General features: G+C 69.7%; 16 protein-coding genes. 8 read left to right on the top strand and 8 right to left on the bottom strand.

Annotated features, from left to right (window positions below):
• Window positions 1–366: 366 nt before the first annotated feature.
• The 4 genes from ACYVLJ_RS41535 to ACYVLJ_RS41520 form a co-directional block, all read right to left on the bottom strand.
• The gene (locus ACYVLJ_RS41535) at window positions 367–1563 is read right to left on the bottom strand and encodes a low temperature requirement protein A (protein WP_451974317.1); all 1197 of its coding nucleotides are present in this window, start codon (window positions 1561–1563) and stop codon (window positions 367–369) included.
• Window positions 1564–1984: 421 nt separating this feature from the next.
• Window positions 1985–3466 carry an MFS transporter gene (locus ACYVLJ_RS41530; RefSeq protein ID WP_460442812.1) on the bottom strand — a complete coding sequence of 494 codons (1482 nt, stop codon included), beginning with the start codon at window positions 3464–3466 and terminating at the stop codon, window positions 1985–1987.
• A 161-nt stretch (window positions 3467–3627) separates the two neighbouring features.
• Window positions 3628–7212, bottom strand: coding sequence for a DNA polymerase III subunit alpha (gene dnaE / locus ACYVLJ_RS41525; RefSeq protein WP_451974319.1), 3585 nt, complete (start codon window positions 7210–7212; stop codon window positions 3628–3630).
• A 213-nt stretch (window positions 7213–7425) separates the two neighbouring features.
• Complete coding sequence (locus ACYVLJ_RS41520) at window positions 7426–9894, bottom strand: GH92 family glycosyl hydrolase (protein ID WP_460442811.1); 2469 nt, start codon at window positions 9892–9894, stop codon at window positions 7426–7428.
• Between the two features lie 234 nt (window positions 9895–10128).
• On the opposite strand from ACYVLJ_RS41520, the gene ACYVLJ_RS41515 reads away from it, so the two are divergent.
• From ACYVLJ_RS41515 to ACYVLJ_RS41495, 5 genes are read left to right on the top strand one after another with little or no spacing between them, the layout of a single operon-like run.
• Complete coding sequence (locus tag ACYVLJ_RS41515; protein WP_451975167.1) at window positions 10129–10776, top strand: FadR/GntR family transcriptional regulator; 648 nt, start codon at window positions 10129–10131, stop codon at window positions 10774–10776.
• Window positions 10773–12194, top strand: coding sequence for an amino acid permease (locus tag ACYVLJ_RS41510; protein ID WP_460442810.1), 1422 nt, complete (start codon window positions 10773–10775; stop codon window positions 12192–12194). The genes ACYVLJ_RS41515 and ACYVLJ_RS41510 overlap by 4 nt, the downstream gene beginning before the upstream one ends.
• Window positions 12191–13108, top strand: a complete 918-nt coding sequence (locus ACYVLJ_RS41505; RefSeq protein ID WP_460442809.1) for an asparaginase — start codon at window positions 12191–12193, stop codon at window positions 13106–13108. The genes ACYVLJ_RS41510 and ACYVLJ_RS41505 overlap by 4 nt, the downstream gene beginning before the upstream one ends.
• Complete coding sequence (aspA, locus tag ACYVLJ_RS41500) at window positions 13105–14496, top strand: aspartate ammonia-lyase (RefSeq protein WP_460442808.1); 1392 nt, start codon at window positions 13105–13107, stop codon at window positions 14494–14496. Before ACYVLJ_RS41505 ends, aspA begins: the two co-directional genes overlap by 4 nt.
• A 50-nt stretch (window positions 14497–14546) precedes the next feature.
• Window positions 14547–16172 carry a CocE/NonD family hydrolase gene (locus ACYVLJ_RS41495; RefSeq protein WP_460442807.1) on the top strand — a complete coding sequence of 542 codons (1626 nt, stop codon included), beginning with the start codon at window positions 14547–14549 and terminating at the stop codon, window positions 16170–16172.
• Here the strand turns inward: ACYVLJ_RS41495 and ACYVLJ_RS41490 are convergent.
• Both ACYVLJ_RS41490 and ACYVLJ_RS41485 read right to left on the bottom strand, forming a co-directional pair.
• A complete protein-coding gene (locus ACYVLJ_RS41490; RefSeq protein ID WP_451974331.1) occupies window positions 16162–16917 on the bottom strand; it encodes a metallophosphoesterase in 756 nt (251 codons plus the stop codon). The two genes, ACYVLJ_RS41495 and ACYVLJ_RS41490, sit on opposite strands and share 11 nt — an antisense overlap.
• Complete coding sequence (locus tag ACYVLJ_RS41485; RefSeq protein WP_451974333.1) at window positions 16914–17546, bottom strand: GntR family transcriptional regulator; 633 nt, start codon at window positions 17544–17546, stop codon at window positions 16914–16916. Before ACYVLJ_RS41485 ends, ACYVLJ_RS41490 begins: the two co-directional genes overlap by 4 nt.
• 45 nt (window positions 17547–17591) lie before the next feature.
• Between ACYVLJ_RS41485 and ACYVLJ_RS41480 the strand changes: the two genes are divergently transcribed.
• Window positions 17592–18761 carry an aminotransferase class V-fold PLP-dependent enzyme gene (locus tag ACYVLJ_RS41480; protein WP_460442806.1) on the top strand — a complete coding sequence of 390 codons (1170 nt, stop codon included), beginning with the start codon at window positions 17592–17594 and terminating at the stop codon, window positions 18759–18761.
• 7 nt (window positions 18762–18768) lie between these two features.
• On the opposite strand, the gene ACYVLJ_RS41475 is transcribed toward ACYVLJ_RS41480, so the two are convergent.
• Window positions 18769–19713 carry an SDR family NAD(P)-dependent oxidoreductase gene (locus tag ACYVLJ_RS41475; RefSeq protein WP_460442805.1) on the bottom strand — a complete coding sequence of 315 codons (945 nt, stop codon included), beginning with the start codon at window positions 19711–19713 and terminating at the stop codon, window positions 18769–18771.
• A 132-nt stretch (window positions 19714–19845) separates the two neighbouring features.
• On the opposite strand from ACYVLJ_RS41475, the gene ACYVLJ_RS41470 reads away from it, so the two are divergent.
• A complete protein-coding gene (locus ACYVLJ_RS41470; RefSeq protein WP_460442804.1) occupies window positions 19846–20262 on the top strand; it encodes a cupin domain-containing protein in 417 nt (138 codons plus the stop codon).
• Between the two features lie 11 nt (window positions 20263–20273).
• On the opposite strand, the gene ACYVLJ_RS41465 is transcribed toward ACYVLJ_RS41470, so the two are convergent.
• On the bottom strand, window positions 20274–20444 hold the full coding sequence (locus tag ACYVLJ_RS41465) for a hypothetical protein (protein WP_460442803.1): 171 nt from the start codon (window positions 20442–20444) through the stop codon (window positions 20274–20276).
• A 183-nt stretch (window positions 20445–20627) separates the two neighbouring features.
• Here ACYVLJ_RS41465 and ACYVLJ_RS41460 point away from each other — a divergent pair, with 183 nt between their 5' ends.
• The gene (locus ACYVLJ_RS41460) at window positions 20628–24908 is read left to right on the top strand and encodes an ATP-binding protein (RefSeq protein ID WP_460442802.1); all 4281 of its coding nucleotides are present in this window, start codon (window positions 20628–20630) and stop codon (window positions 24906–24908) included.
• Window positions 24909–24951: the final 43 nt, after the last annotated feature.

Raw genomic sequence — 24951 nt, 5'->3', positions numbered from 1 at the left:
CTCCAACAATGTCTTCGAATTCAACCGAGGCAATTCAATGCTCTCAAAGGAACCTCATACGAGGTTCAATACATAAGCTCTACTGGCTTAGTTCACTAGCACACTGTTGAGTTCTCAAGCAACACACTCTGAATCCACCCGCTTTATCGACGGCTGAGATTCTCGGCATTTGTTTCAAGCTATGTCCGAGGCTGGCACCTCGGTTCAGGACCACCCACTCTACCACGTTCGTGGGAGCTTGGTTCGTGGCCCCGGCGGCCGCCCGGTTTCCCTGGCGACTTGGAGAACTTTACATGCCCCCGAAACGCCCTTGCGCAGGGGGGTCCCTTTTATCGCGCCAGGCCGTTGACCTGCACCGATCCGCGGTCAAGCCGGCTGGGGCTCGCCGTGTGTCGCGATGACCGTCAGCGCGACGAGCGCGGCCGTCAGCACCGCGGCGATGTGGATCGGTGCCGGCGTGAACGACGCCGCCACGACGAGCAGCGCCGTCACCGGGAAGCCGATGGCGATCGGACGGCATTCGTTGGTCGGGCCGATGTGCAGCAGCCACACGCCCAGCAGGAAGATCGCGACCGGCACGGTGGTCGGCAACGCGGCCGCCACGCCGCCGAGCTCGTGCAGCGTCCCGGTGTCGTAGGCGACGGCCACCTCGAGCCCCGCGCCCACGGCCGCGACCGACGCGAAGATGAAGTAGTGCCCGTACCCCCAGCTCATCGACGTGAACATGGTCGGACGGCGGACGAGCCGCGCGTGGCCGGGGCGGTCGAAGTACAGCCACCACATCGAGAACACCAGCACCAGCCCGGCCGCGGCCAGCGAGATCAGCGCGCCGAGGTGCCCGGGTTCGGCGGCGCCCTCCTTGATCGCGTTCGTCGCGCTGAGGATCACCTCGCCGAGCACGATCAGCGTGAACAGGCCGTACCGCTCGGCGATGTGGTGCGGGTGCCACGTCGTGCCGTGCCGGCTTTCCGCCCACACCGGGACGGCCATCTCGAGGATCGCGAGGACGAAGAACGCGTACGGCTGCAGGCCGTGCGGCAACCACAGGTAGGCGACCCACAGGACCTGGCAGGCGGCGATCCCGGCGGCGTACCGGAGCGCGGCGGGGCGGCAGTCGCGGTCCGACCGCGCCGCGCGCACCCACTGGACGACCATCGCGAGCCGCATCAGCACGTAGCCGGCGACCATCACCCGGAAGTCGCCGTTGAACGCGCGTTCGACCCCCGCCGCCACGGTCAGGCCGCCGGCGATCTGCACCAGCGTCGCCAGCCGGTACGGGACGTCGTCGGTGTCGAACGCCGAGGCGAACCAGCTGAAGTTCAGCCAGCCCCACCAGATGCCGAAGAACACCAGCGCGAACGAGAACACGCCGTGGCCGACGTGGCCTTCGGCGAGCGCGTGGTGCAGCTGCGCGGCGGCCTGGCCGACCGCGACCACGAAACAGAGGTCGAACAGCAGTTCCAGCGGGGTCGCGACGCGGTGGTGCTCGTGGCGGTCACGCGACCGCATCGGCCGGCGCCACACCCGGAGCCGGCTCTCCGGTCGCAACGGCTGCTCGGTCATCGACGCTCCCCGGCTCGTGCCTGTCGGACGTCGTCATCCCAACATGATCACCGGCCGGGAGGAAAGCACGACACGAAGAACGGGCGGGCCCGGTTCCCCCTCACCCGGGCCCGCCCGCTGCCGTCACGCGCCGGCGGCTGCCGATGGGCATCCCTTCCGCGAGTGCCGGGCGGTCCCCCGCGGACGCCGACAGCTCACTGGACGGAAGGTGACCGAGTGTGTCCATTCCCTCGAACTCCGGACGCCTCGATCGCTCGTGCCGGTCACCCCATCCCCGGGTGGCCGACCGATTGCCACTGTCGGTAGCCGAAGCCGCGCAGTGAAGGCTCCATAAGATCTACCCGGTTGCTCTGCGTAGCACCAGTGTCTTTCCGTGCTCGTCACTCGGATGGAGCATCGCTAATCTGCCGAAAGTAGTGTCTCAGCCCCGTTGCACGTCCGCGGCCGACGTCTGGGTACGCCGCGTTTCCGTTTCTTCCTCGGAAGTCTGCGCACGGTGACGCCGCGCCCGCAGCTCGGCGATCGCGAGGGCCAGCGCGGTGCACGTCAGCGCGGCCGCGCAGCACAAGGCGATCGTCAGGGCGAGCGAGTAGCCCTTCGCGGAGCCGACGACCGTGCCGAACACCGACGCGAGCACCGCCGTGCCGATCGCGGTGCCGATCCGCTGGCCCGTCTGCAGGGCGCCACCCGCGACGCCGGCCATCCGGACGGGCACGCACTCGAGGGTCAACGTCGTGTTAGGCGGGATCACCATCCCGCCGCCGACCCCCGCGAACAGCAGCGGGAGCGCGAACGCCCACCCGGCCGACGACGGCGGGACGAGCTCGGCGAGCAGCGCGACGCCGAGCAGGCCGAGGGCGACCATCGTCAGGCCGGTGACGGTCAGCCGCCGGCCGAGCGTCGGCACGAACCGGCCGGCGACGGCCGCGGACACCGCCGAGCCGAGCGCGAACGGCGTCACCGACAGGCCGGACTGCAGGGGCGAGTAGCCGAGGCCCTGCTGGAAGAACATCGCGAAGACCAGCCAGATCCCGGCGAACCCGCAGAAGTAGAGCGCGCCGACCGACGCGCCGGTGGCGTACCCCGGCGTGCCGGTGAACAGCCGCGTGTCCAGCAGCGGTGACCGGCCGTGCCGTACCACCCGCTGTTCCCAGCGCACGAACGCCGCCCCGAAGACGAGCGCGACGAGGAACAGCCACCACAGCCGCGCGGGGCCGTCGCTGTCGGATTCGATGACCGGGAGCAGCACGCCGAGGACGGCGACCGCGAGCAGCACGATGCCGACGAAGTCGATCTCCGACCGGATCCTGAGCTGCTTCTTCTCGCTGCGCGGCAGCAGCCGCAGGGCCAGCGCGAACGCGACGACGCCGATCGGGACGTTGACGTAGAACACCCACCGCCAGCCGTCGTGGGCACCGAACACCGCGAGGATCACGCCGCCGAGGATCGGGCCGACGGCCGTCGAGATCCCGACGATCGCGCCGAACATCCCGAACGCGCGGGCGCGCTCGGCGCCGCGGAAGAGGTCCTGGATCAGGCCCGTGTTCTGCGGCGTCAGCATGCCCGCGGCGACACCCTGGGCGAGCCGGGCGATGACCAGCGTCGTCTCGTTCGGTGCCGCGCCGGCCAGCGCGCTGGTGACGACGAACGCCGCGAGGGCGCCGAGGAACATGTTCCGGCGGCCGAACGCGTCGCCGAGGCGGCCGCCGGTGACCAGGACCAGGCCGAACGCGAGCGCGTAGCCGGAGACGACCCAGCGGATGCCGCCGCTGCTCGCGTTCAGCCCCGACTGCATCGACGGCAGGGCGACGTTCACGATGGAAACGTCGAGCAGGCCCATGAACCCCGCGGTCAGCGAGACGGCAAGCGCTTTCCAGCGCCGGGGATCGGGTTCGTACGACATCGGCCTGCTGACCTCACGCCCGGTGACTCGAAAACTGGACCACCGCGGGGGTTCCGGGGGCTCGCCCCCGGGCGGGGTGTGGGGGTTGCACCCCCACAGGACACCGTAGGCGAGGGAGGTGGCGAGCGCATTTTGCGAGCGCACCTCCCTCAGCCGCGCGCCTACGTGCTGGCTGTGATCCCGCGGATGCCCTTGAGCTCGCCGATCAGCATGGAGCTGACCTTCACCGGGTAGTCGTAGAGCGCGAAGACCGTCTGGTTCTTGCCCACCAGCTTGAGGTGGACCGGGGTCTCCCCCTTGTGCGCGAGCAGCGTGGACCGCAGCTCGCTGACCACCGACTGGTCGATCTTCTCGGCCGCGGCGAGCAGCACGAGCGGTGGCTCGTCGTCGCCGTTGCCCGTGCCGACCTCGGACAGGTCGAGCGTCGCCAGGCCGCCGCCGAAGACCGACATCTTGTCTTCGCGCCAGTTGACCCGGCCCTTGACCAGCACCGCGTTGTCTTCGATCAGCTCACCGGCGAACAGCGCGTACGCCTTCGGGAAGAACAGCACCTCGAGCGAGGCGTCCATGTCCTCGACCGTGCAGATCGCCCAGGGCTCGCCCTTCTTGTTGACCCGCCGCTCCAGGGACGTGATCAGCCCGGAGATGACGATCTCGCCTTCCTTCGGCGGGTCGGCGAGGATGCCGGCGATCGGCTTCGGGGCGTGCTTGCGCAGGATCCGCTCGGCGCCGTCCAGCGGGTGGGCCGAGACGTACAGGCCGAGCATCTCCCGCTCGTAGGCGAGCAGCTGCTTGCGCGGGTACTCCTCCTCGCCGAACTTCAGGTGCGCGAGCGGCGAGGACGACGGCGCGGCCTCGCCCTCGTCGCCGCCGAAGCCGAACAGGTCGAACTGGCCCATCGCCTCCTGGCGCTTGAGCGGGACGACGGCTTCCACCGCGTCTTCGTGGACCTGGATCATCGACAGCCGCGTGTGGCCGAGCGAATCGAACCCGCCCGCCTTGATCAGCGACTCGATGACCCGCTTGTTGCAGGCCACGAGCTCGGACTTGTCGAGGAAGTCGGTGAAGGAGGCGTACTTGCCCTTCTCCTCGCGCGTCTTGATGATCGACTCGACGACGTTCGCGCCGACGTTGCGGACGGCACCCAGGCCGAAGCGGATGTCGTCCCCGACGGCCGCGAACCGCAGGGCCGACTCGTTGACGTCCGGCGGCAGCACCTTGATGCCGAGGCGACGGCACTCCGACAGGTAGACCGCCGACTTGTCCTTGTTGTCGCCGACCGACGTCAGCAGGGCGGCCATGTACTCCGCGGTGAAGTTCGCCTTGAGGTACGCGGTCCAGTAGGAGACCAGGCCGTACGCGGCCGCGTGGCTCTTGTTGAACGCGTAGCCGGCGAACGGGAGGATCGTGTCCCACAGCGCCTTGACGGCCTCGGCGGAGAACCCGCCGGGGACCAGGTCGCTGGCCTTCATGCCGGCCTCGAAGCCCTCGTACTCGAGGTCGAGGACTTCCTTCTTCTTCTTGCCCATCGCGCGGCGGAGCACGTCCGCGCGGCCCATCGTGTACCCGGCCACCTTCTGGCCGATGTGCATGATCTGCTCTTGGTACACGATCAGGCCGTAGGTGTCGGCCAGGATCTCCCGCAGCGGCTCGTCGAGCTCCGGGTGGATCGGCTTGACCTTCTGCCGGTTGTTCTTCCGGTCGGCGTAGTCGTTGTGCGCGTTCATGCCCATCGGGCCGGGGCGGTACAGCGCACCGACCGCGACGATGTCGTCGAAGACCGTGGGCTCCATGCGGCGCAGCAGGTCGCGCATGGGCCCGCCGTCCAGCTGGAACACGCCGAGCGTGTCGCCGCGGGCGAGCAGCTTGTACGTCTCCGGGTCCTCGACGCCGAGGGTGTCGAGGTCGATGTCGATCCCGCGGTTGGCCTTGATGTTGTCGATCGCGTCCCCGATGACCGTCAGGTTCCGCAGGCCCAGGAAGTCCATCTTCAGCAGGCCGATGGCCTCGCACGACGGGTAGTCCCAGCCCGTGATGATCGAGCCGTCGTCACGCTGCCAGAGCGGGATGGCGTCCGTCAGCGGGTCGCAGGACATGATGACCGCGCAGGCGTGCACGCCCGCGTTGCGGATCAGGCCCTCGAGACCGCGGGCGGTCTCGAAGATCGTCTTGCACTCTTCGTCGGTTTCGACCAGCGCGCGGACCTCGGCGGCCTCGCCGTAGCGCTCGTGCTTCGAGTCGACGATGCCCGAGAGCGGGATGTCCTTCGCCATGATCGGCGGGGGCAGCGCCTTGGAGATCTTGTCCGCGATGGCGTAACCGGGCTGGCCGAAGTGGACGCGCGCGGAGTCCTTGATCGCGGCCTTGGTCTTGATCGTGCCGAAGGTGATGACCTGGGCGACCTTGTCCGAGCCGTACTTCTCGGTCGCGTACCGGATCATCTCGCCGCGCCGGCGGTCGTCGAAGTCGATGTCGATGTCGGGCATCGAGACGCGCTCGGGGTTCAGGAACCGCTCGAACAGCAGCTTCTGCGGGATCGGGTCCAGGTTCGTGATACCGAGCACGTACGCGACCAGCGAACCGGCGGCCGAACCACGGCCCGGGCCGACCCGGATGCCGACGCGGCGGGCGTAGGAGATGAGGTCGGCGACGATCAGGAAGTAGGCCGGGAAGCCCTTCCCGATGATGACGTCGAGCTCCTTCTCGATGCGCTCGTCGTAGCCCTCGGGCGGCCCCTCCGGGAAGCGCCACTTCAGGCCCTTCGCGACCTCTTCGCGCAGCCAGCCGCCCTGGTCGTAGCCCTCCGGGACCTCGAAGAACGGCAGCCGGTCCTTGTGCGCGTAGACGTCTTCGTAGGACTCGATGCGCTCGGCGATCATCAGCGTCGTGTCCGCCGCGCCCGGGACCTCCTTGTCCCAGTACTCGCGCATCTCGGCGGCGGACTTGAGGTAGTAGCCGTCGCCGTCGAACTTGAACCGGGTCGGGTCGTTGAGGGTCTTGCCGGCCTGGACGCACAGGAGCGCCGAGTGCGTGTCGGCCTGGTCCTTGGTGACGTAGTGCGAGTCGTTCGTGGCGAGGGGCTTGAGGTCGAGGAGGCGGCCGATCTCGAGGAGGCCTTCGCGGACCGACCGCTCGATCGGCAGGCCGTGGTCCATCAGCTCGAGGAAGAAGTTGTCGGCGCCGAAGATGTCCTTGTAGTCGGACGCGGCCTGGATCGCCGCTTCCTTCTGGCCCAGCCGCAGCCGGGTCTGCACCTCGCCGGACGGGCAGCCGGTGGTGGCGATGATCCCGGAGTGGTTCTCGGCGATCAGCTCGCGGTCCATCCGCGGCTTGCGGTAGTAGCCCTGCATGCTGGCCAGCGAGGACAGCTTGAAGAGGTTCCGCAGGCCGGTCGCGTTCTGCGCGAGCATCGTCATGTGGGTGTACGCGCCGGCGCCCGAGACGTCGCCGCCCTCGCCCAGCTCGTCGGAGCCGCGCTGGTTCGACTGCCCCCAGAAGACCGGCTTCTTGTGGAACCGGCTCTCCGGCGCGATGTAGGCCTCGATGCCGATGATCGGCTTGAGGCCGTGCTTCTTCGACTGCTGGTAGAACTCGTCGCCGCCGTACATGTTGCCGTGGTCGGTCATGCCGACCGCGGGCATGCCGAGGCGGGCGGCCTCCGCGAAGAGGGGAGCGATCTTCGCCGCACCGTCGAGCATGGAGTACTCGGTGTGGACGTGCAGGTGGACGAAAGAATCGTTCGACACCAGCGAAAACCTCCCCTAGGTGAAGCGGACCGGCGCGCCCGGGTCCCCCACCCTAACCCGTGGCGTTCCCGGTGCCGACACGTGCTCGCCGGCTCGATTCTGCTCCTCCCGGGAGCCGTTCCGCCGCTGCGACGCGCCACCGCTTCGGGCGGTGATGATCACTGCGGCGGACCGTGACCGGGTGGTCGCGGGGCGGGGTGGGCGCGCGGCGCGTCAGCCGGCCGGGGTCACCACCGTGCGGGCGGGTGTCGGGGCCGCCGGGGCGGCCACGTTCGGGTGAAATGCCGGGAGCGCCGCCTGCGGTGGGGCGTCGGCCGCCGCCGTGCCCCACGACTGGTTCGGCGTCGCAGCCAGGTCGTAGCCGATCGTGCCGCCGTTCGCGGTGAACGACTCCGGGACCCACGGCTTCGACGTCGGCGAGCCGTTCACCCGCACGCCCTGGACGTAGTACGTGTCCGCCGACGCGCGCGGGGCGTCCACCGTGATCGTCGCGCCGTTGCCGCGGTGGACCACCGCGCGCGGGAACAGCGGGGACGCCAGCACCAGGTCCGCGCGGCTCGGGACCTGCGGGAACATCCCCAGCGTCGCGAAGACGTACCACGCCGACATCGTGCCGAGGTCGTCGTTGCCGGGCAGGCCGCCCGTGCCCGGGCCGTAGATCGTGGTCACGATCTGCCGGACCGTCTCCTGCGTCTGCCACGGCCGCTGGAGGTAGTCGTACAGCCAGGGCGCGTTGATGTCCGGCTCGTTCCCCGGGTTGTAGTGGACGTCGTCGGCACCGGAGAGCGCCCAGTTGCCCGCCGCGTCGTGGAAGAAGCCGTCCAGGCGCTTCAAGGCGGCCGGTGCGCCGCCCAGGCCCGCGACCACGCCGGCCACGTCGTGCGACGCCATCCAGGTGTACTGCGCGCTGCTGCCCTCGACGAACCCGGTGTCCGTCGCCGGTTCGAACGGCGTCACCCACGTGCCGTCCGACTTCCGCGCCTGGACGTACGGGCCGGACGGCGAAGCCTGCGGGTTCACCAGGTTCCGCCAGTAACCCGACCGCGCCAGGAAGGAAGCCGAGCCGGCACCGAGCCGCGAAGCCCAGTCCGAAAGCGCGAAGTCCGCGACGGAGTCTTCGAGCGTCTCGGCGGCCGAGCCCCAGCAGTGGCACGCGTCGTCCGGCGCGTAGTGCAGCTTCAGGTAGTCCGCCAGGCCGGGACGCTGGCCGATGCACTGGATCGGGCAGCCCGCGTCGCGCGTGTCGTCGGCCGTCGGGACCGTGGCGGCCCGCGACAGCGAAGCAAAGGCGCCGCGGACGTCGAAGTTGCGAGCGCCGAACGCGTACATCCCGGCCAGCGCCGGCGCCGACGGGTCGCCCGACATCACGTGCGTGCCGCCGTTGTTGTGCAGCCAGCGGTCCCACTCGCCGCCGTTCTGGCTGGCGTAGTTGTACAGCGATTGCGCGTAGTCGCCCGCCCGCGCCGGGTCGAGGAACGCGAGCAGCTGGACCTGCGCGCGGTAGACGTCCCAGCCGGAGAACGTCCCGTACTGCGCGTGCTGGCCCTTCGCGAGCTTGTGCACCTTCCGGTCGCTGCCGAGGTATTCGCCGGTGACGTCGCTGGCGAGGCTCGGCTCCTGCAGCGCGTGGTACAGCGCGGTGTAGAACGTCGTGAGCTGGGCGTGCGTGCCGCCGCCGATCTCGATCTTCTTCAGCTGGTCCGTCCACGCGCGACGCGCGGAAGCACGCACGTCGCCGAACGTCCGCGAAGCCGGGATCTCGGCGTCGGCGTTGCGCTGGGCGTTCGCCGCACTGACGTACGAGATGCCGATCCGGGCCGTGACCGGGCTGCCCTGCGCGAAGCCGACGTACCCGCCCGAGCCCTTGCCGACGCGCTCGGCGTCGGTGTAGCCCTCGCCGCCGGAGGCGCTGCGGGAACCGGGCCGCAATGTCCCGTCGACCCAGGTGCCCTGCGACGTGATCGGCTGGTCGAACGTGACGCTGAAGTGCAGCGTGTAGTAGGAGCGCTGGTTCTCCTCGCCGCCCGTGGTGCGGCCGCAGAAGCCGCCCGAGTCGACCGAGCCCGTCACGCGCCGGTGCGCCGCGTCGATGCTGATCGACGCGTTCGAGCTGCCCGGCAGCGAGTTCGACGTCCGGAAGAGCAGCGTGGCCGGTGATCCGGCGGGGAAGGCGAACTTGCCGATCCCGGCGCGGTCCGTGGTCGTCAGGTCGACGCCGACGCCGTTGGCCAGGCGAACGCCGTAGTGGCCCGGCTCGGCGATTTCGTCGGCGTGGGAGAAGTCGCTCGCGAAGACCTGGTCGGTCGCGTCGGCCGACGGCGACGACAGGACCGCGCCCGGGAACGGCATGATCGGGATGTCCCCCGAAGCGCCCGGCGTGCAGCCGGTGCCGTCGAGATGGGTGAGGCTGAAGCCGCGCAGCCGCGTGACGTCGTACTGGTAGCCGCCGGCCGCGCCCGTTCCGTTCTGCTTGCCGCGGGTCGTCGTCGGGCTCCACGCCAGCATGCCGAACGGCGTCGTCGCGCCCGGGTAGGTGTTGCCCGCATTGGTGCTGCCGATCAGCGGGTCGACGTAGGACGCCGGGTCGGCGACCAGGGCGACGCCCGCCGCTGCCGGTGGCGCGAACGCCGTCGCGGCCAGGGCCACGGTGCCGAGCACCGTCAGGAACTTCCGCGCGACCATGGCTCGCTCCCGCTGACAACGATGTCGGACTTGACGCTGCGCAACGCTACGGTCACCCGTTTCCGGGCGTCAACGACCCGGTGGACTTCTGTCCGGTTGTCAGCGAACCCGTGAAGTGGCCCACAAGCGTGCGGGCGACCGTTGACAGCGGACCCCGCGGAACCGAGCATTCCCCGCATGAACCTGTCTGACAGCCAGACAGCCGGACAAGGTGGTCCACGCCGGGTGAGCGCCATGGAGGCCGTGCTGGCCCACCTGCGCCGGCTCATCGAAAGCGGTGACTACCCCGTCGGCGCCAAGCTGCCGTCCGAGGCGTCCCTGAGCAGGGAGTTCGAGGTCAGCCGCTCGGTCATCCGCGAGGCGCTGCGCGGCCTGCAGGCCCTCGGCATGACCGAGTCCAAGACCGGCAAGGGCACTTTCGTGACCGCCGCCGGGCCCGCGGAGAACCCGACGTTCGGGCCCTACTCCGCCCGCGACCTCATCGAGGTGCGCCGGCACGTCGAGATCCCCGTCGCCGGCTACGCCGCGCTGAGACGCAGCCAGGACGACCTCGACCTGCTCGCCCACCTCGTCGAGCGGATGGACGCCGAGACCGACAACACGGCATGGGTCGCGCTCGACTCGCTCTTCCACATCACCATCGCCCAGGCCTCGGGCAACCCCGTGTTCGGGAAGGTGATCGAAGAGATCCGGGACGCGCTCGCGCGGCAGTCCGCCTTCCTGAACCAGCTCGGCGACCGGCGCCGCCGGTCGAACGTCGAGCACCGGGCGATCGTCGCGGCGATCGAGAGCGGCTCCGAAACGGAAGCCGTCGACGCCATGACCGCACACCTCACGCACGTCGAAGCCACTCTCACCAGCATCGTGAACGGGGACCAGTGACCGAACAGACCCTCACGGCCACGTCCGCGGACGCGGGCGACGCCGGCTACAACAAGGCCCTGAAACCGCGTCACGTCACCATGATCGCGATCGGCGGCGCCATCGGCACCGGCCTGTTCCTCGGCGCAGGCGGGCGGCTCGCGCAGGCCGGCCCGGCGCTGGCGATCGTCTACGCCGTCTGCGGGCTCTTCGCGTTCTTCGTCGTGCGCGCGCTCGGCGAACTGATTCTCTACCGGCCCTCCAGCGGCGCCTTCGTCTCCTACGCGCGTGAGTTCATGGGCGAGAAGGGCGCGTACGTCGCCGGCTGGATGCACTTCCTCAACTGGTCGACCACCGGCATCGCCGACATCACGGCCATCGCGCTCTACGCGCACTTCTGGTCGTTCTTCTCGCCGGTCCCGCAGTGGGTGCTCGCGCTGATCGCGCTGGCGGTCGTGCTGACGCTCAACCTCGTCTCGGTGAAGCTGTTCGGCGAGATGGAGTTCTGGTTCGCCATCGTCAAGGTCGCCGCGCTCGTGCTGTTCATGGTGATCGGGATCTTCCTGCTGGTGACGCAGACGCCGATCGACGGCGCCGCCGGCGGGCCGCGACTGCTGGCCGACCACGGCGGGTTCTTCCCCGCCGGGCTGCTGCCGATGGTGCTGATCGTGCAGGGTGTCGTGTTCGCCTACGCCTCGGTCGAGCTGGTCGGCGTCGCCGCGGGCGAGACCGAGAACCCGGAGAAGATCATGCCGAAGGCGATCAACTCCATCATGTGGCGCATCCTCGTGTTCTACGTCGGTTCGGTCGTGCTGCTGGCGATGCTGCTGCCGTGGAGCTCGTACACGAAGGACCAGAGCCCGTTCGTCACCGTGCTCGCGCACCTCGGCGTGCCCGCGGCGGACAGCGTGATGAACCTGGTCGTGCTCACCGCGGCGCTGTCCAGCCTGAACTCGGGGCTGTACTCGACCGGCCGCATCCTGCGCTCGATGGCGAAGGCGGGTTCGGCGCCGAAGTTCACCGGCGTGATGAACCGCAACCAGGTGCCCTACGGCGGCATCCTGCTGACGGCGTCGGTCTGCGTGGCCGGCGTCGGGCTGAACTACGTCGTGCCGAAGGACGCCTTCGACATCGTGCTCAACTTCGCCGCCATCGGCATCCTCGCGACCTGGGCGATCATCGTGCTCTGCCACCTGCTGTTCGTCCGGAAGGCGAAGCGCGACGGCCTCGAGCGGCCCGCGTTCCGGCTCCCGTTCTCGCCGTACACCGAGATCGCGACGCTCGTGTTCCTCGCCGCCGTCGTCGTGCTGATGGGCTTCGACGAGACCGGCCGGATCACCCTGCTGTGCCTGCCCGCGATCGCCGTCGCGCTGGTCGCCGGCTGGTTCGCCGTGCGCAGGCGGATCGACATGCGCGAGTTCGACAAGGAGGGCCTGTGAGCCACGAACCGCTGGTCGAGCTGATCCGCGACGGCATGGTCGAGGGCGGCCACCACGGCTCCCTGGTCGTGCTCGCCCCGGACGGCTCGACGCTGACCGCCGCGGGCGACCCCGACGCCCCGATGTACCCGCGTTCGACGGCGAAACCCTTGCAGGCCACGGCGATGGCGCGGCTCGGGCTGCGGCTGTCCCCCGCCGGGTTCGCCATCGCGGCGGCCAGCCACTCCGGCGAGGCCCGGCACCTCGACGCCACCTCGGCCGTCCTCGACGGCCGCTCTCCCGACGCGCTCGGCAACCCGGCGGACTTCCCGTTCGACCCGATCGAGCGGGACATCTGGGTGGCGTCGGGCCGCGCGCCGAGCCGGCTCGCGCACAACTGCTCCGGCAAGCACGCGGCGATGCTCGCGACGTGCGACCTGAACGGCTGGAGCACCGACGGCTACCTCGGCCCCGCCCACCCATTGCAGCGCGCGATCGCCGCCACCGTCGAGGACCTGACCGGCCGCGGCATCGAGCGCGTCGCCGTCGACGGCTGCGGCGCGCCCCTTTTCGCGACGACGTTGCGCGGCCTCGCCACGGCCGTCTCGAAGATCGCCACGGCCGCGCCCGGCACACCGGAATTCCTGGTGGCCGACGGGATCCGCCGGCACCCGGACCTGGTCGGCGGCAGCCGCCGTGACGTCACGGCCGTCATGCGCGCGGTGCCCGGGCTGATCGCGAAGGACGGCTTCGAGGCCGTCCAGATCGCCGCGCTGCCGGACGGCACGGCGATCGCGTTCAAGATCGCCGACGGCGGTGACCGGGCGCGCTACCCGGTGCTGGCCGCGGCGCTGAAGCTGTGCGGCGTCGACGTGCCGCCCGGCCCGGACAACCTGCGTTTCACCGGAAACCTGTCTGTGGGGAGCCTGCGATGACCACCCGCCGCGAACACGACCTGCTCGGCGACAAGGACGTCCCCGCCGAGGCGTACTGGGGCGTGCACACCGCTCGCGCCCGCGAAAACTTCCCCATCACCGGCACGACGATCTCCGCCTACCCGCACCTGATCGAAGCGCTGGCCGCGGTGAAGGAAGCCGCCGCGCGCGCGAACGCCGAGCTGGGGCTGTTGAAGCCGGAGATCGCCGACGCGATCTGCGCCGCTTGCACGGAAATCCGCGAAGGCGGGCTGCACGGCGAGTTCGTCGTCGACGTCATCCAGGGCGGCGCCGGGACGTCGACGAACATGAACGCCAACGAGGTCATCGCGAACCGCGCCCTCGAGCTGCTCGGGCACGCCAAGGGCGACTACCACGTGGTGCACCCCAACGAGCACGTCAACCTCGGGCAGTCGACGAACGACGCGTACCCGACCGCGGTGAACGTCGCGACCATCATCGCCGTGCGCGAGCTGTCCGAAGCGATGATCGTGCTGGAGAAGGCGTTCGCGGCCAAGGCCGTCGAGTTCCACGACGTGCTGAAGATGGGCCGCACGCAGCTGCAGGACGCCGTCCCGATGACGCTCGGGCAGGAGTTCGGCACCTACGCCGTCATGCTCGGCGAAGACCGGCAGCGGCTCAACGAAGCCGTCACGCTGCTGCACGAGATCAACCTCGGCGCGACCGCGATCGGCACCGGCCTCAACGCCGCGCCGGGCTACGCCGAGGCGGCGTGCCGCCACCTGCGCGAGATCACCGGGCTGCCGGTCGTCACCGCCGCGGACCTCGTCGAGGCGACGCAGGACTGCGGCGCGTTCGTGCACCTTTCCGGCGTGCTCAAGCGGATCGCCGTCAAGCTGTCGAAGAGCTGCAACGACCTTCGCCTGCTTTCGTCGGGCCCGCGCGCCGGGCTCAACGAGATCAACCTGCCGCCGGTGCAGGCCGGGTCGTCGATCATGCCCGGCAAGATCAACCCCGTCGTCCCCGAGGTGGTCAACCAGGTCGCGTTCGAGGTGATCGGCAACGACGTCACCGTGACCATGGCCGCCGAAGCCGGGCAGCTGCAGCTCAACGCGTTCGAACCGGTCATCCTGCACGCGCTGTCGGAGAGCATCACGCACCTCGGCGCGGCCTGCCGGACACTGGCCACGAAGTGCGTCTCGGGCATCACGGCGAACGTCGACGTCATGCGCGCCTACGTCGAGAACTCGATCGGGCTCGTCACGGCGCTCAACCCGAGCATCGGCTACGCGGCCGCGACCGAGATCGCGAAGGAGGCCCTCGCGACCGGGCGGGGCGTCGCCGAGCTCGTCGTCGAGAAGGGCCTGATCCCGGCCGAGGAGCTCGCGAGGCTGCTGCGTCCGGAAACGCTCGCGCGCGCGAACTGAGGTACCGTCGGATCCGGAAGGATCGACTCCACTTCGGAAGGCGGGCGCCCGTGCTGGACCGACTTGTCGACAAGCTGTTCGGACTCCCCCGCGCCGAGGGCCCCAAGCCCGTCGTCACGCGCGATCTCGCCGTGCCGATGCACGACGGCGTGACGCTGCTCGCCGACCGGTGGGCCCCCGCCGGCACGACGTCGGCGCCGGTGGTGCTGATCCGCACGCCGTACGGCCGCTCGGGCCTGCTCGGGAAGCTCTTCGGGGACACGTTCGCCCGGCACGGCCTGCAGACGGTCGTCCAGAGCACCCGCGGCTCGTTCGGCTCCGGCGGCGAGTTCCGGCCCTTCCACCTCGAGCGCGAAGACGGCATCGCGACCGCCGAGTGGCTGCGCGCCCAGCCGTGGTGCGACGGGACCATCGGCACCGCGGGGGCCAGCTACCTCGGGCACACGCAGTGGGCGCTCGGGCCGTACCTCGACCCGCCCTTGGCCGCGATGTGCCTGGGCGTCACGGCGTCGGAGTTCATTTCGACGTTCTACCCGGGTGGCGTGCTCGCCGCGGACAACATGGTCTCGTGGTCGGCGATGATCGGCCGGCAGGAAGAGCGGTTCGCCGCGCTGCCGAACCCGCTGCAGAAGCGCAAGACGCGCAAGGCGATGTCGTTCCTGCCGCTGGGCCGCGCCGACGTCGCCGCGATCGGGAAGCCCGTGCAGTTCCTCCAGGACGTCACCGAGCACTTCGTGCCGGACGACGACTACTGGGCCATGTCCGACCACAGCGCCGAAGTCGCGAAGCTCGACGTCCCGGTGTCGATGGTCACCGGCTGGTACGACCTGTTCATCGGCTCCCAGCTGCAGGACTTCCGGACCCTCGCCGAGGCGGGCAAGGCGCCGCGGATCACGATCGGGCCGTGGGCGCACGGCGAGCCCGGGAGCATGGGCCCGATGATCCGCGACCAGCTCGGGTTCCTGCGCGCGCACCTGCTCGGCGACCGCACCCAGCTGCAGCGCGCCCCGGTCCGGCTCTTCCTGCAGGGCGCGAACTCCTGGCTGGACTTCGAGTCCTGGCCGCCGCCCTCGGCGCCGACCGCGTCGCACCTGCGGCCGATCGGCGGGCTCGGCGAGGCCGTCGCGGCCGAGGCGCGGCCGACGACGTTCACCTACGACCCGGCGGACCCGACGCCCGCGGTCGGCGGCCCGCTGCTGACCGGCGACTGGAAGCAGCGGGACAACCAGGAGGTCGAGGCGCGCCCGGACGTGCTGGTGTTCACCGGCGAGCCGCTGCCGTCGGACCTCGACGTCATCGGCGAGGTGACGGCGACCGTCCACGTGCGCACCGAACTGGGCCACGCCGACGTCTACGTCCGGGTCTGCGACGTCGACGCCGGCGGCGTGTCCCGCAACGTCACCGACGGGATCCTCCGGCTGCGCCCGGGCTTCCCGGCCTCGGACGCCGACGGCGTCGTGGCGGCGGAGGTCACGCTCGACCCGACGGCCTACCGCTTCCGCCGCGGCCACCGCCTGCGCGTCCAGGTCGCGGGCGGCGCGTTCCCGCGCTTCGCGCGCAACCACGGCACGGACGAGCCGGTGACGCGGGCGATCGAGGGCAAGGCCAACCGGTTCGAGGTGTTCCACGACGCGGCGAGGCCGTCGAAGGTCACGCTGCCGGTGTTCAACCGCTAGCGACGACGCGGTGGTGGCTGGTCACCCGGCCGTCGTCGTGCAGGACGTGCAGGAGCAGGGACGGCGGCCGCTCGTAGTCCAGCGGGCCGCCCTCCGCCCAGCCGCGCCCGGAGCCGGGCTCGGCCGGGAGCAGCGACTGCGAAACCACGCCCGGCGCGATCCGCAGCGGGACGCCCGCGAACGTCGTCGACGCGCCCGTGTGCACGTGGCCGGCCAGCAGCGCCTTCACGCGCGGGTGGCGGGCCAGCACCGAAGCCAGCCGCTCCTCGCCGGCCTGCCGGATCGCGTCCACCAGCGGGACACCGACCTCGACCGGCGGGTGGTGGAAGGCGACGAACGCCGGGCCGTCGCCCTCGGAAAGCACGCCGTCGAGCCAGCCGAGGGTCTCGTCGGCGAGGAACCCCGCGCCGCGGCCCGGGATCGTCGAGTCGCACAGCGCGAACAGGACGCCGCCGACCTCGTGGGCGACGTCGATCGGTTCGCCGGAGGCGGGCAGCCCGAGCAACCCGGCGCGGAACGCGGCGCGGCTGTCGTGGTTGCCCGGGAGGACCAGCACCGGCGCCGGGTGCACGAGCAGTTCGGCGGCGCGCGCGTACTCCGGCGCGGCGCCGTGGTCGGCGATGTCGCCGGTGACGACGACCACGTCGACGGCCAGGTCCCGCAGGTAGCCCATGACGGCGGCGACGCGGTCTTCGGCCCGCTGCCCGCCGTCGAGGTGGAGGTCGCTCAGGTGCGCGATGATCATCGTTCGTCCTTCCCCAGGTAGGTCAGCGCTTTCACCCAGTTGCGGACGAGCACCGCGGACGCGGCGGGCAGATCGCCGTCGCGCAGGACGGCCGCGATCCGGCGGTGCTCGCCGATGCTCTCCGCGGCGCGGCCCGCCCCGCCGAAGTAGCACGATTCGTACCGCTTCAGCAGCGGCTTGGTCTGCTCGATCAGGCGCAGCAGGTGCGGGTTCGGGCAGCGCGACAGCAGCAGCGCGTGCCACCGGTCGTCCACTTCGGACAGATCGCCGCCGGTTTCGAGTGCCGCGGTCATCTCCTCGGCGACGGCGTCGAGCGCGTCCGGCAGCCCGGCCAGCTCGAGCGGCGACGTCCAGCGCAGGGCGAGCGCTTCGAGCTCGGCGACCAGCGGGTAGAGGCGGCGGGCCTCGTCCGGGTCGAACGGCGGCACCAGGAACCCGCGGCCCGGCGCGGAGACGAGCAGCCCGCGGTCGGCGAGCCCGATCAGCGCCTCGCGCAGCGGCGTCCGGCTGACCCCCAGCTCGCGGGCCAGGTGCACCTCGTTGACGCGGGTACCGGCGGCGAGCCGCCCGTCGAGCACGCGGGCCGTGACCTCCTCGGTGAGGTCGCTGCGCATCGGCGTCTTGGCCATGCGGGCAGTATTGCATACAGAACTGACCTACTGTATTCAGTTCACATGACCTTCGACGTCGACCGCGCCCGCCGTGAAACGCCCGGCTGCGCCGAAGTGGTCCACTTCAACAACGCGGGTTCCGCCCTGCCCCCGGCCGTCGTGACCGACACCGTCGTCGACTACCTGCGCCACGAAGCCCTGGTCGGCGGCTACGAAGCGGCCGCCGAAGCGGCGGACCGCCTGGCCGCGGTGTACGCGTCGGCGGCGGCCCTCGTCGGCGGCGAACCCGACGACATCGCGCTGACCGACAACGCGACCCGGTCGTGGCAGGCGGTCTTCTACGCGCTGCCGTTCGGGCCCGGCGACCGGATCCTCACCTCCCGCGCGGAGTACGCCAGCAACGCCATCGCGTTCCTGCAGGTCGCGAAGCGCACCGGCGCGGTCGTCGAGGTGGTCGGCGACGACGAGTCGGGCCAGCTGGACGTCGAGGAGCTGCGGCGGCGCGTCGACGGCGACGTCAAGCTGATCGCCGTCAGCCACGTGCCCACCCAGGGCGGGCTGGTCAACCCGGCCGAGGAGATCGGCGCGGTCGCCGAAGCGGCCGGCATCCCGTTCCTGCTCGACGCGTGCCAGTCGGCCGGCCAGGTCGACCTCGACGTCGCGCGCCTGAAGTGCGACGCGCTGTCGACGACCGGGCGCAAGTACCTGCGCGGCCCGCGCGGCACCGGGTTCCTATACGTGCACCCGCGGCTGCGGGAGCGGCTCGAGCCCGCGATGCTCGACCTGCATTCGGCGACCTGGGAAGCACCGTCGGAGTACGTCGTCGACCCGACCGCGAAGCGCTTCGAGGTGTGGGAGCGCGACTTCGCCGCGGTGGTCGGCCTCGGCGCGGCGATCGACTACGCGCTCGGCTGGGGACTGCCGGCCATCGAAGAGCGCGTCGCGTCTCTGGCCGCGACACTGCGAAGCCGTCTCTCGGACACCGGAGCGCGCGTACACGACGTCGGCGCCCGCAAGTGCGGCATCGTCACCTTCAGCGTCGATGGCACCCCGGCGGCGGAGGTCAAGGTCAAGCTCGCCGAGGCGAACATCAACACGTCACTGTCGACGGCCACCTCGGCCCAGTTCGACTTCACCGCGCGCGCCCTGCCGGACATGGTCCGAGCGTCCGTGCACTACTACAACACCGAGGACGAGATCGACCTCCTGGTGCGGCAGGTCGAAAAGCTCTAGCACGGCGTCAGGCGAAAGCGTCGACACCGGTCAGCTCGGCCGAGACCGTCCACAGGCGCTCGGCGAAGGCCGGGTCGATCGCGTAGTCCTTGACGCCCGTGCGGGTGCCGTCGGCGGGGGCGGGCTCGGCGATGTCGCAGTCTTCGAGGTAGACGCCGCCGAGGCCGTCGAGCTGGGCGGACGTCGCCGCCCAAACCTGCGTCGCGGCGCCCTGCTCCGGCGTCTTCACCTCGCCGGTCACCTGGCCGTCCGCGTCCAGCATGCCCGCCGCGACCAGCTCCTCGCGGTCGAGGTAGCGCACCAGGTCCGTCAAGATCCGGCCCGGGTGCACGGCGAACGCGCGAACGTCTCGCGCCAGCTTGTCCAGCTGCACCGCGAAGAGGACGTTCGCGGTCTTCGCCTGGCCGTAGGCGAGCCACTTGTCGTAGCCCCGGCGGAAGTCGAGGTCGTCGAAGCGGACCGGGCCGAAGTGGTGGCCGCGCGAGGACACCGAAACGACGCGCGCGCCCGGGTTGACCGCGGGCCACAACCGGTTCACCAGGGCGAAGTGCCCGAGGTGGTTGGTCGCGAACTGCGCCTCCCAGCCCGGCCCGACCCGGGTTTCGGGCGACGCCATGATCCCGGCGCTGCCGATGAAGACGTCGATGCCGCGGCCCGAGGCGGCGAACCGCTCGGCGAACGCGCGGACGCTTTCGAGGTCGGCCAGGTCGAGCTCGTCGACCTCGACGTTTTCCCAGCCCCGCAAGGCTTCTTCGGCCGTGGCGCGGCGACGGGCCGGGACGACGACGTGCGCGCCGGCGGCGGTCAGCGCCCGCGTCGTCTCCAGGCCGATGCCGGAGTAGCCGCCGGTGACGATCGCGAGCTTGCCGGTCAGGTCGAGGCCGGCGACGACGTCGGCCGCGGTGCTGGTGGCGCCGAAGCCCGAGCCGAGCTTGTGCTGTGCAGTGGTCATCCCCCGACGTTAAGAGCTGGAGCGAACTCCAGCGCAAGCCCGGATGACCCGCCGAGCGCTGCCCGATCGGCGGCCCCCGCGGGCACCCCGGTTCGCGGTAGCTTTCCCCCGTCCCCGAGGGAGGAGTCCCCGATGCGCAAGCCCGTCACCGTTCTCGCCGCGTCCGTGCTCGCCGCGGTCCTGCTGCCCGCGACCGCGTCCGCGACGCCCGGCAGCGGCGTCACGGGCACGATCCTGGCGCAGAAGACCGTCGGCCACACCGACTACACGCTGCGGGAGATCACCATCCAGCCCGGCGGCTACACCGGCTGGCACTTCCACGACGGCACGCTCTACGCGTACGTGAAGTCCGGGACGCTCACGCACAACCTGGCCGACTGCAGCCTCGACGGCGTCTTCCGCGCCGGGCGCGCGTTCACCGAAAAGCCCGACCAGGTGCACATCGGCCGCAACCTCGGGACGACGCCGCTGGTGCTCGAAGTCCTGTACGTGCTCCCGGCGGGCAGCCCGCTGTCGGAGGACGCGCCGGACCCGGGCTGCGGTTACTAGCTCGTCGGTCATCATTCGTCACGCTTCGGGCCGCTGCGGCGCCACTCGTCGCGGAGCGTGCGCAGGGCCCGGACGATGGGGATCAGCGCACGCAGGAACAGCGTCACGGCGGCCGGCAGCCTGGCAGCCGCCTGCAGCACCAGCACCATCGCCCCCAGGGCCGCCAGGATTCCCGTAACCATCTTCGTCTCCCGCTCGATTCATTCGGATGACCGAGGTGTCCCGGCCACCCCGCAATTCGACCGGTGCGGCCGGAAACCGATCGCCTCACGAGGCAGGGGAAGGCGGCTTTACCCTGGTCAATGCTCACGAACCGAAGTACCGGTCCGGTACCGACCGACGTGTGGCCCGACCGGAGGCAACGCATGGCGAAGCAAAGCAGGCTGGCGGAACGGCTCCGCGCGCTCAAGGACCTTTCCGGTCTCAGCAACGTGGAGATCGCCAAGCGGTCGAAGAACTTCGTCGTCACCGGCACTCAGCGGCGTCACCCGCTGAACGACCGCAGCATCGGCGACTGGCTGCGGGGCGACCACATACCTCCCGACGACGGCCTGCACGTGCTGGTTGGTGTCATGCTGGCTGCGGCGGTCAACCGTCGGCCGCCGATCTCCCCGTCGGATCCGGAGCTGATGAAGGGCGTCGGCGAAGGCAGTTGGTTAGCATGGCGGGAGGAGGTTCAAGAACGCGACGGGCGGCATCCGGTCGGGGACAGCTCGCCGTGGGAGGAGCTCGTTCGCGAGACGAAGATCTGGCCGGATGCCGACGACGCAACAGAGCTGCGAGGGCAGGCGCTGGCCGCCCTGCGGCAATTGGATGGTGAGCGTCGTAGGGCGGTGGAGACGGCGCTGATCGATGACCCGTGGCTCGACGAGGAGCTGCCAGAGCGAACCGTGCGGCGTGTCGGCGAGCTCATGGGATACCTCTCCGGTGCCGGAAACCCGATTCTGTTCTCGGCGGCGGAGGCGTTCCTGCTCACAGTCGCGCCGTTGCTCCACCACACCCGATGGGCACAGAACGCCGCCAAAGCACACCCGCATGTGGACCCCAACCGGCTCCAACGTCACCCCGGCCGCGAAGCCGAGCCCGAGTACGAGTTCTTCTTGAGCGGCGGCCAGCAGCAGCGCCTCGTCGAGCGAGCCGGGCGCATTCCGGCCGAGCACGAACCGGACCGCCGGGCGATCTGCTGGTGGCTGTTCCACCGGTGGCTCGACCAGAGCGCAACCGGACAGGCCCCGGCAGGAGGGCAACAGTTGCCTGGACTGGAATCGCCGCAAGCCGCCGCGCTCGAACACCACCTGACGGAGCTCCTGCAGGTGTTCCGGCTGTCCCCCGGCAAGCTCAAGGACTGGCGTCTGAGCGCGGACCACTCGGAAGAGTGGCTCGGCGGTCATCAGCTGCGGATCCGGCTCGTGGCATTCGTGCTGGGCCTCGCCCACACCATGGCCATCGAACCGGGCTCTCTGTCGAGCACACTCGTCGAGCACCTGGGCATCGACCACCAGGTGGATCTGGCGGACGTCCGTCGGACACTGCGCGGAAGCAGGTGGGTACGCACCCCCACGGCGCTGCGGTTGAACACCGAGTGCCGACACGAAGCGGTGTACGAGGTGCTTACCGAGCACGTGACGCGAATGTCCGAAGTTCTCCGGGCCGCCCGTGAGGCCGCCGCGCGCGAAACGGCGGTGGCGCCACTACTCGCGTTGCCGGAACGGGCGTCGGACGAAGACGTCAGGCCGGCGGAGCGGGAAGGGCAGCCCGAGTTCGTGGTCCCGACGACGAAGTTCCGCCTCGACGAGACCCGCGTGCGTGAGTTGCTGATGGGCGAGCAGCTCTATCGCGACCGATCTCTGGCCATCCGCGAGCTGTACCAGAACGCGCTCGACGCCTGCCGGTACAGCCAAGCGTGGCGCCGCTACATCGTCGTGAAGAACGGCGGGCCGCGGGACTGGTCCTGGCCGGGGAAGATCGAGTTCAGGCAGTGGGAAGAGGACGGCCGGCACTTCCTGAGCTGTCGAGACAACGGCGTCGGGATGGGCGAAGCCGAGCTGCGCGAGGTGTTCTCGCAGGCGGGGATCCGGTTCGCAGACCGGCGTGAGTTCGCGGTGGAGCGCGCACGCTGGGAAGAGGAGAACATCCACGTCTACCCCAACAGTCGCTTCGGCATCGGGGTGATGAGCTACTTCATGCTCGCCGACCGGATCGAGGTCACGACCCGCCGAATGAACCCGGGCGGGGAACGTCTGCCGCTGGTGAAGGTGGTCATCGCCGGACCTGGCCATCTGTTCCGAGTCGAGACGCTCACCGGTCCCGACGACGACGGCCGCGACGCGGGCACGGAGGTCAAATTGCACCTGCGGGACGGGGCGCACGCCCCATCCTGCGTCGTGACCTTGCGCCGGCTGCTGGGCATCGCCGAATTCGAAACGATGGCGAAATATGGCGACGAGGAGGTCGAGCGCTGGCATCCGTTCGAATTCATACCCCGCCGCCGGCACCCCGCGCGCGACGACAGCATCGAGGCGTACGGACGTCTGCAACACGGAGTCGCATCCGACAACGGTCAGGTCGTCTGGTGTGAGAGCGGTGGTGCCCTGCTCGTCGACGGCATTTACGTGCGCTGCGAGAACCAGCGCGGAGTGCTCACCGCACAGGGGAGTCACGGTGATCCGCGTGGCGCGGTGATCAATCTGACCGGACGCTACTCACCCCGGCTCAGCGTCGACCGGATGTCGGTGCTCCAGGACGTATCCGAACAAGCCGAGGTGCTGCTGAACGAGGCCACCGCAGAGCTCCGGCGGCCTGATTCCCTTCTCGGATACAAGTGGACGCTGGATATCGCGAAGAACAACCCGGGAATCGCCGATATCGTCGCCGACGCGGCGATCGTCCAAGGCATGCCGACGCGGGTCGGCCCGTACGATACCACCGCGGACGTTGCCGGAGTCATCGAGCTGGACCCGGAACTGGCCCATGATGACATGGTGGACGACGGCTCGTGGAGCTTTGGGTTCGCCGGAACGGCGCCCCAACACGTCCTGCTGTGGCGGTTGCTGGCACTGAACGCAGAACGTGCCGACGATACCGGCCGGCCGCTGCGTCCGGCGCTGCCTTCGGACAACTCCCTGATCAATCTGGTGCGCTTCACCCAACCGGACAGCGCTCACCGTGTGGAGGCCTTTCCCCCTTCCGTGTGGCGCGCGGCCTTCCGGCTCGGTATCAGCCCGACGAAGGCCATACGGCGGCTGGCTCACCTGGGCTACTCGGTGGCCGAGTGTGAAACCCTGCCGCCGCCTGCTCACATCGACTCCACCGACGTGGTGTTGATCGAGACGAGCATCGATTTCAAGGAGAGCTCAGAACACCACACCCGGACTGATCTACACGCTCAGCTGGTCATTGCGAGCGCTCGGCTGGACCTGTCCATGGCCCAAGTGGCCCAGCGACTCTCCGAGCTCGGCCTCGAAAGACCGCGTGTCGTGCCGCCGGGCCGTGCCGACGGCACCGACGTCAGGCTGATCAGCAATTATCGCGACCTACCGTTCGACACCGATCGTCCCTGCCTGGCTTCTGGAGAACCCGTCTCCGCCCTGTATCTGCTGCTGGCCGCCCGGGCGACCGGTTTGGAACCGGCGCACGCCGTGAATCGGTTACGTCGACTGGGGTGGGACGTTCCGGACTTCGAAGTGACCATGGCCGACCTCGATGCCCTCGCTCCGGCTCTGCGCAAGGCGATGGAGGAAGTGAACGAATACTGGCAGAAGCCGCGAGCCAGCGAAATCTGCCGTGAAGCGATGAAGGCGGGGTGTCAGCCGGGAGAACTCGTCCGGGAGTTGGCGCGTTTCGGCATACACACCGACAAGCAGTTGCCGGAGCAGCTGACTGCGACAGACCAAGCCTTTATGCCGTTCGTACGCGACTTGCCTGACCGCATAGAGCCGCGAGCATTACTGGGGACTCTTTTGAGAGTGAGTCTGACGGCCCAGGAGACGGCCAACCGACTCGAAGCCATGGGGTTCAACATTTGCGAGACCGTGTATCTCCTGCCGGACCCCGACTCGATAGATCGGGAAATCCTCCAGGGAATCGATCTGGCCAACCATTCCGGAACGGTGGACCTGCGAAGTTTCGCCATGATGGTGACGCGAACCGATTACCCCTCCGAAGAGGTTGCCAAGCGCCTGGCGAAGTTCGGATTCTCTGTCGAATACCCTAAGGATTTCGACGATGTCGATGCACATCTGATTCCACCGAATCTGCCCGCAATGGTCGCATCAGGACAGCGCGAAGTGCCGCTGTCCGCCATCTTCCAGCATGCCGACGATTACAAAATGGAGCCGCGGGCAATTATTTCCTGCCTTCGCGAACTAGGCTGCTCGGCGCCGGAACCCACGGAACTCACCGAGCAAGATTTTGCTTTACTCTGTGAAGACAAGTCTTCTCTCGATGAGGCTCTCGACGTGTGGACTCCGCTCACCATGTCCAAGTTGCTCGAAAGTGCCATCCGCGCCGCGATGCCGATCCACGAGGCCGCCGCGCGATTGACAAAGTTCGGGTATCACTTCAAATTCACGAACCTGGAGGACGAACTGCAGAGACTGCATCGCCTGGTCGCATACCAGCGCGATGGTAGTGAGGCCCGAGGATGACCTCGACACGACGGCCGAAGCCAGCGAGCCCGTAGCGACAAGG

This window comes from Amycolatopsis stemonae (genome assembly GCF_054781455.1).
This window is presented reverse-complemented; position numbering and strand designations above follow the sequence as displayed.

What these genes read in the sequence shown, in the direction of transcription:
- ACYVLJ_RS41470 (WP_460442804.1), top strand. Translation starts at nt 19,846, where the DNA reads ATGCGCAAGCCCGTCACCGTTCTCGCCGCGTCCGTGCTCGCCGCGGTC.
- ACYVLJ_RS41465 (WP_460442803.1), bottom strand. Translation starts at nt 20,444, where the DNA reads ATGGTTACGGGAATCCTGGCGGCCCTGGGGGCGATGGTGCTGGTGCTG.
- ACYVLJ_RS41515 (WP_451975167.1), top strand. Translation starts at nt 10,129, where the DNA reads ATGGAGGCCGTGCTGGCCCACCTGCGCCGGCTCATCGAAAGCGGTGAC.
- ACYVLJ_RS41480 (WP_460442806.1), top strand. Translation starts at nt 17,592, where the DNA reads ATGACCTTCGACGTCGACCGCGCCCGCCGTGAAACGCCCGGCTGCGCC.
- ACYVLJ_RS41460 (WP_460442802.1), top strand. Translation starts at nt 20,628, where the DNA reads ATGGCGAAGCAAAGCAGGCTGGCGGAACGGCTCCGCGCGCTCAAGGAC.
- ACYVLJ_RS41530 (WP_460442812.1), bottom strand. Translation starts at nt 3,466, where the DNA reads ATGTCGTACGAACCCGATCCCCGGCGCTGGAAAGCGCTTGCCGTCTCG.
- ACYVLJ_RS41520 (WP_460442811.1), bottom strand. Translation starts at nt 9,894, where the DNA reads ATGGTCGCGCGGAAGTTCCTGACGGTGCTCGGCACCGTGGCCCTGGCC.
- aspA (WP_460442808.1), top strand. Translation starts at nt 13,105, where the DNA reads ATGACCACCCGCCGCGAACACGACCTGCTCGGCGACAAGGACGTCCCC.
- ACYVLJ_RS41535 (WP_451974317.1), bottom strand. Translation starts at nt 1,563, where the DNA reads ATGACCGAGCAGCCGTTGCGACCGGAGAGCCGGCTCCGGGTGTGGCGC.
- ACYVLJ_RS41475 (WP_460442805.1), bottom strand. Translation starts at nt 19,713, where the DNA reads ATGACCACTGCACAGCACAAGCTCGGCTCGGGCTTCGGCGCCACCAGC.
- ACYVLJ_RS41485 (WP_451974333.1), bottom strand. Translation starts at nt 17,546, where the DNA reads ATGGCCAAGACGCCGATGCGCAGCGACCTCACCGAGGAGGTCACGGCC.
- ACYVLJ_RS41490 (WP_451974331.1), bottom strand. Translation starts at nt 16,917, where the DNA reads ATGATCATCGCGCACCTGAGCGACCTCCACCTCGACGGCGGGCAGCGG.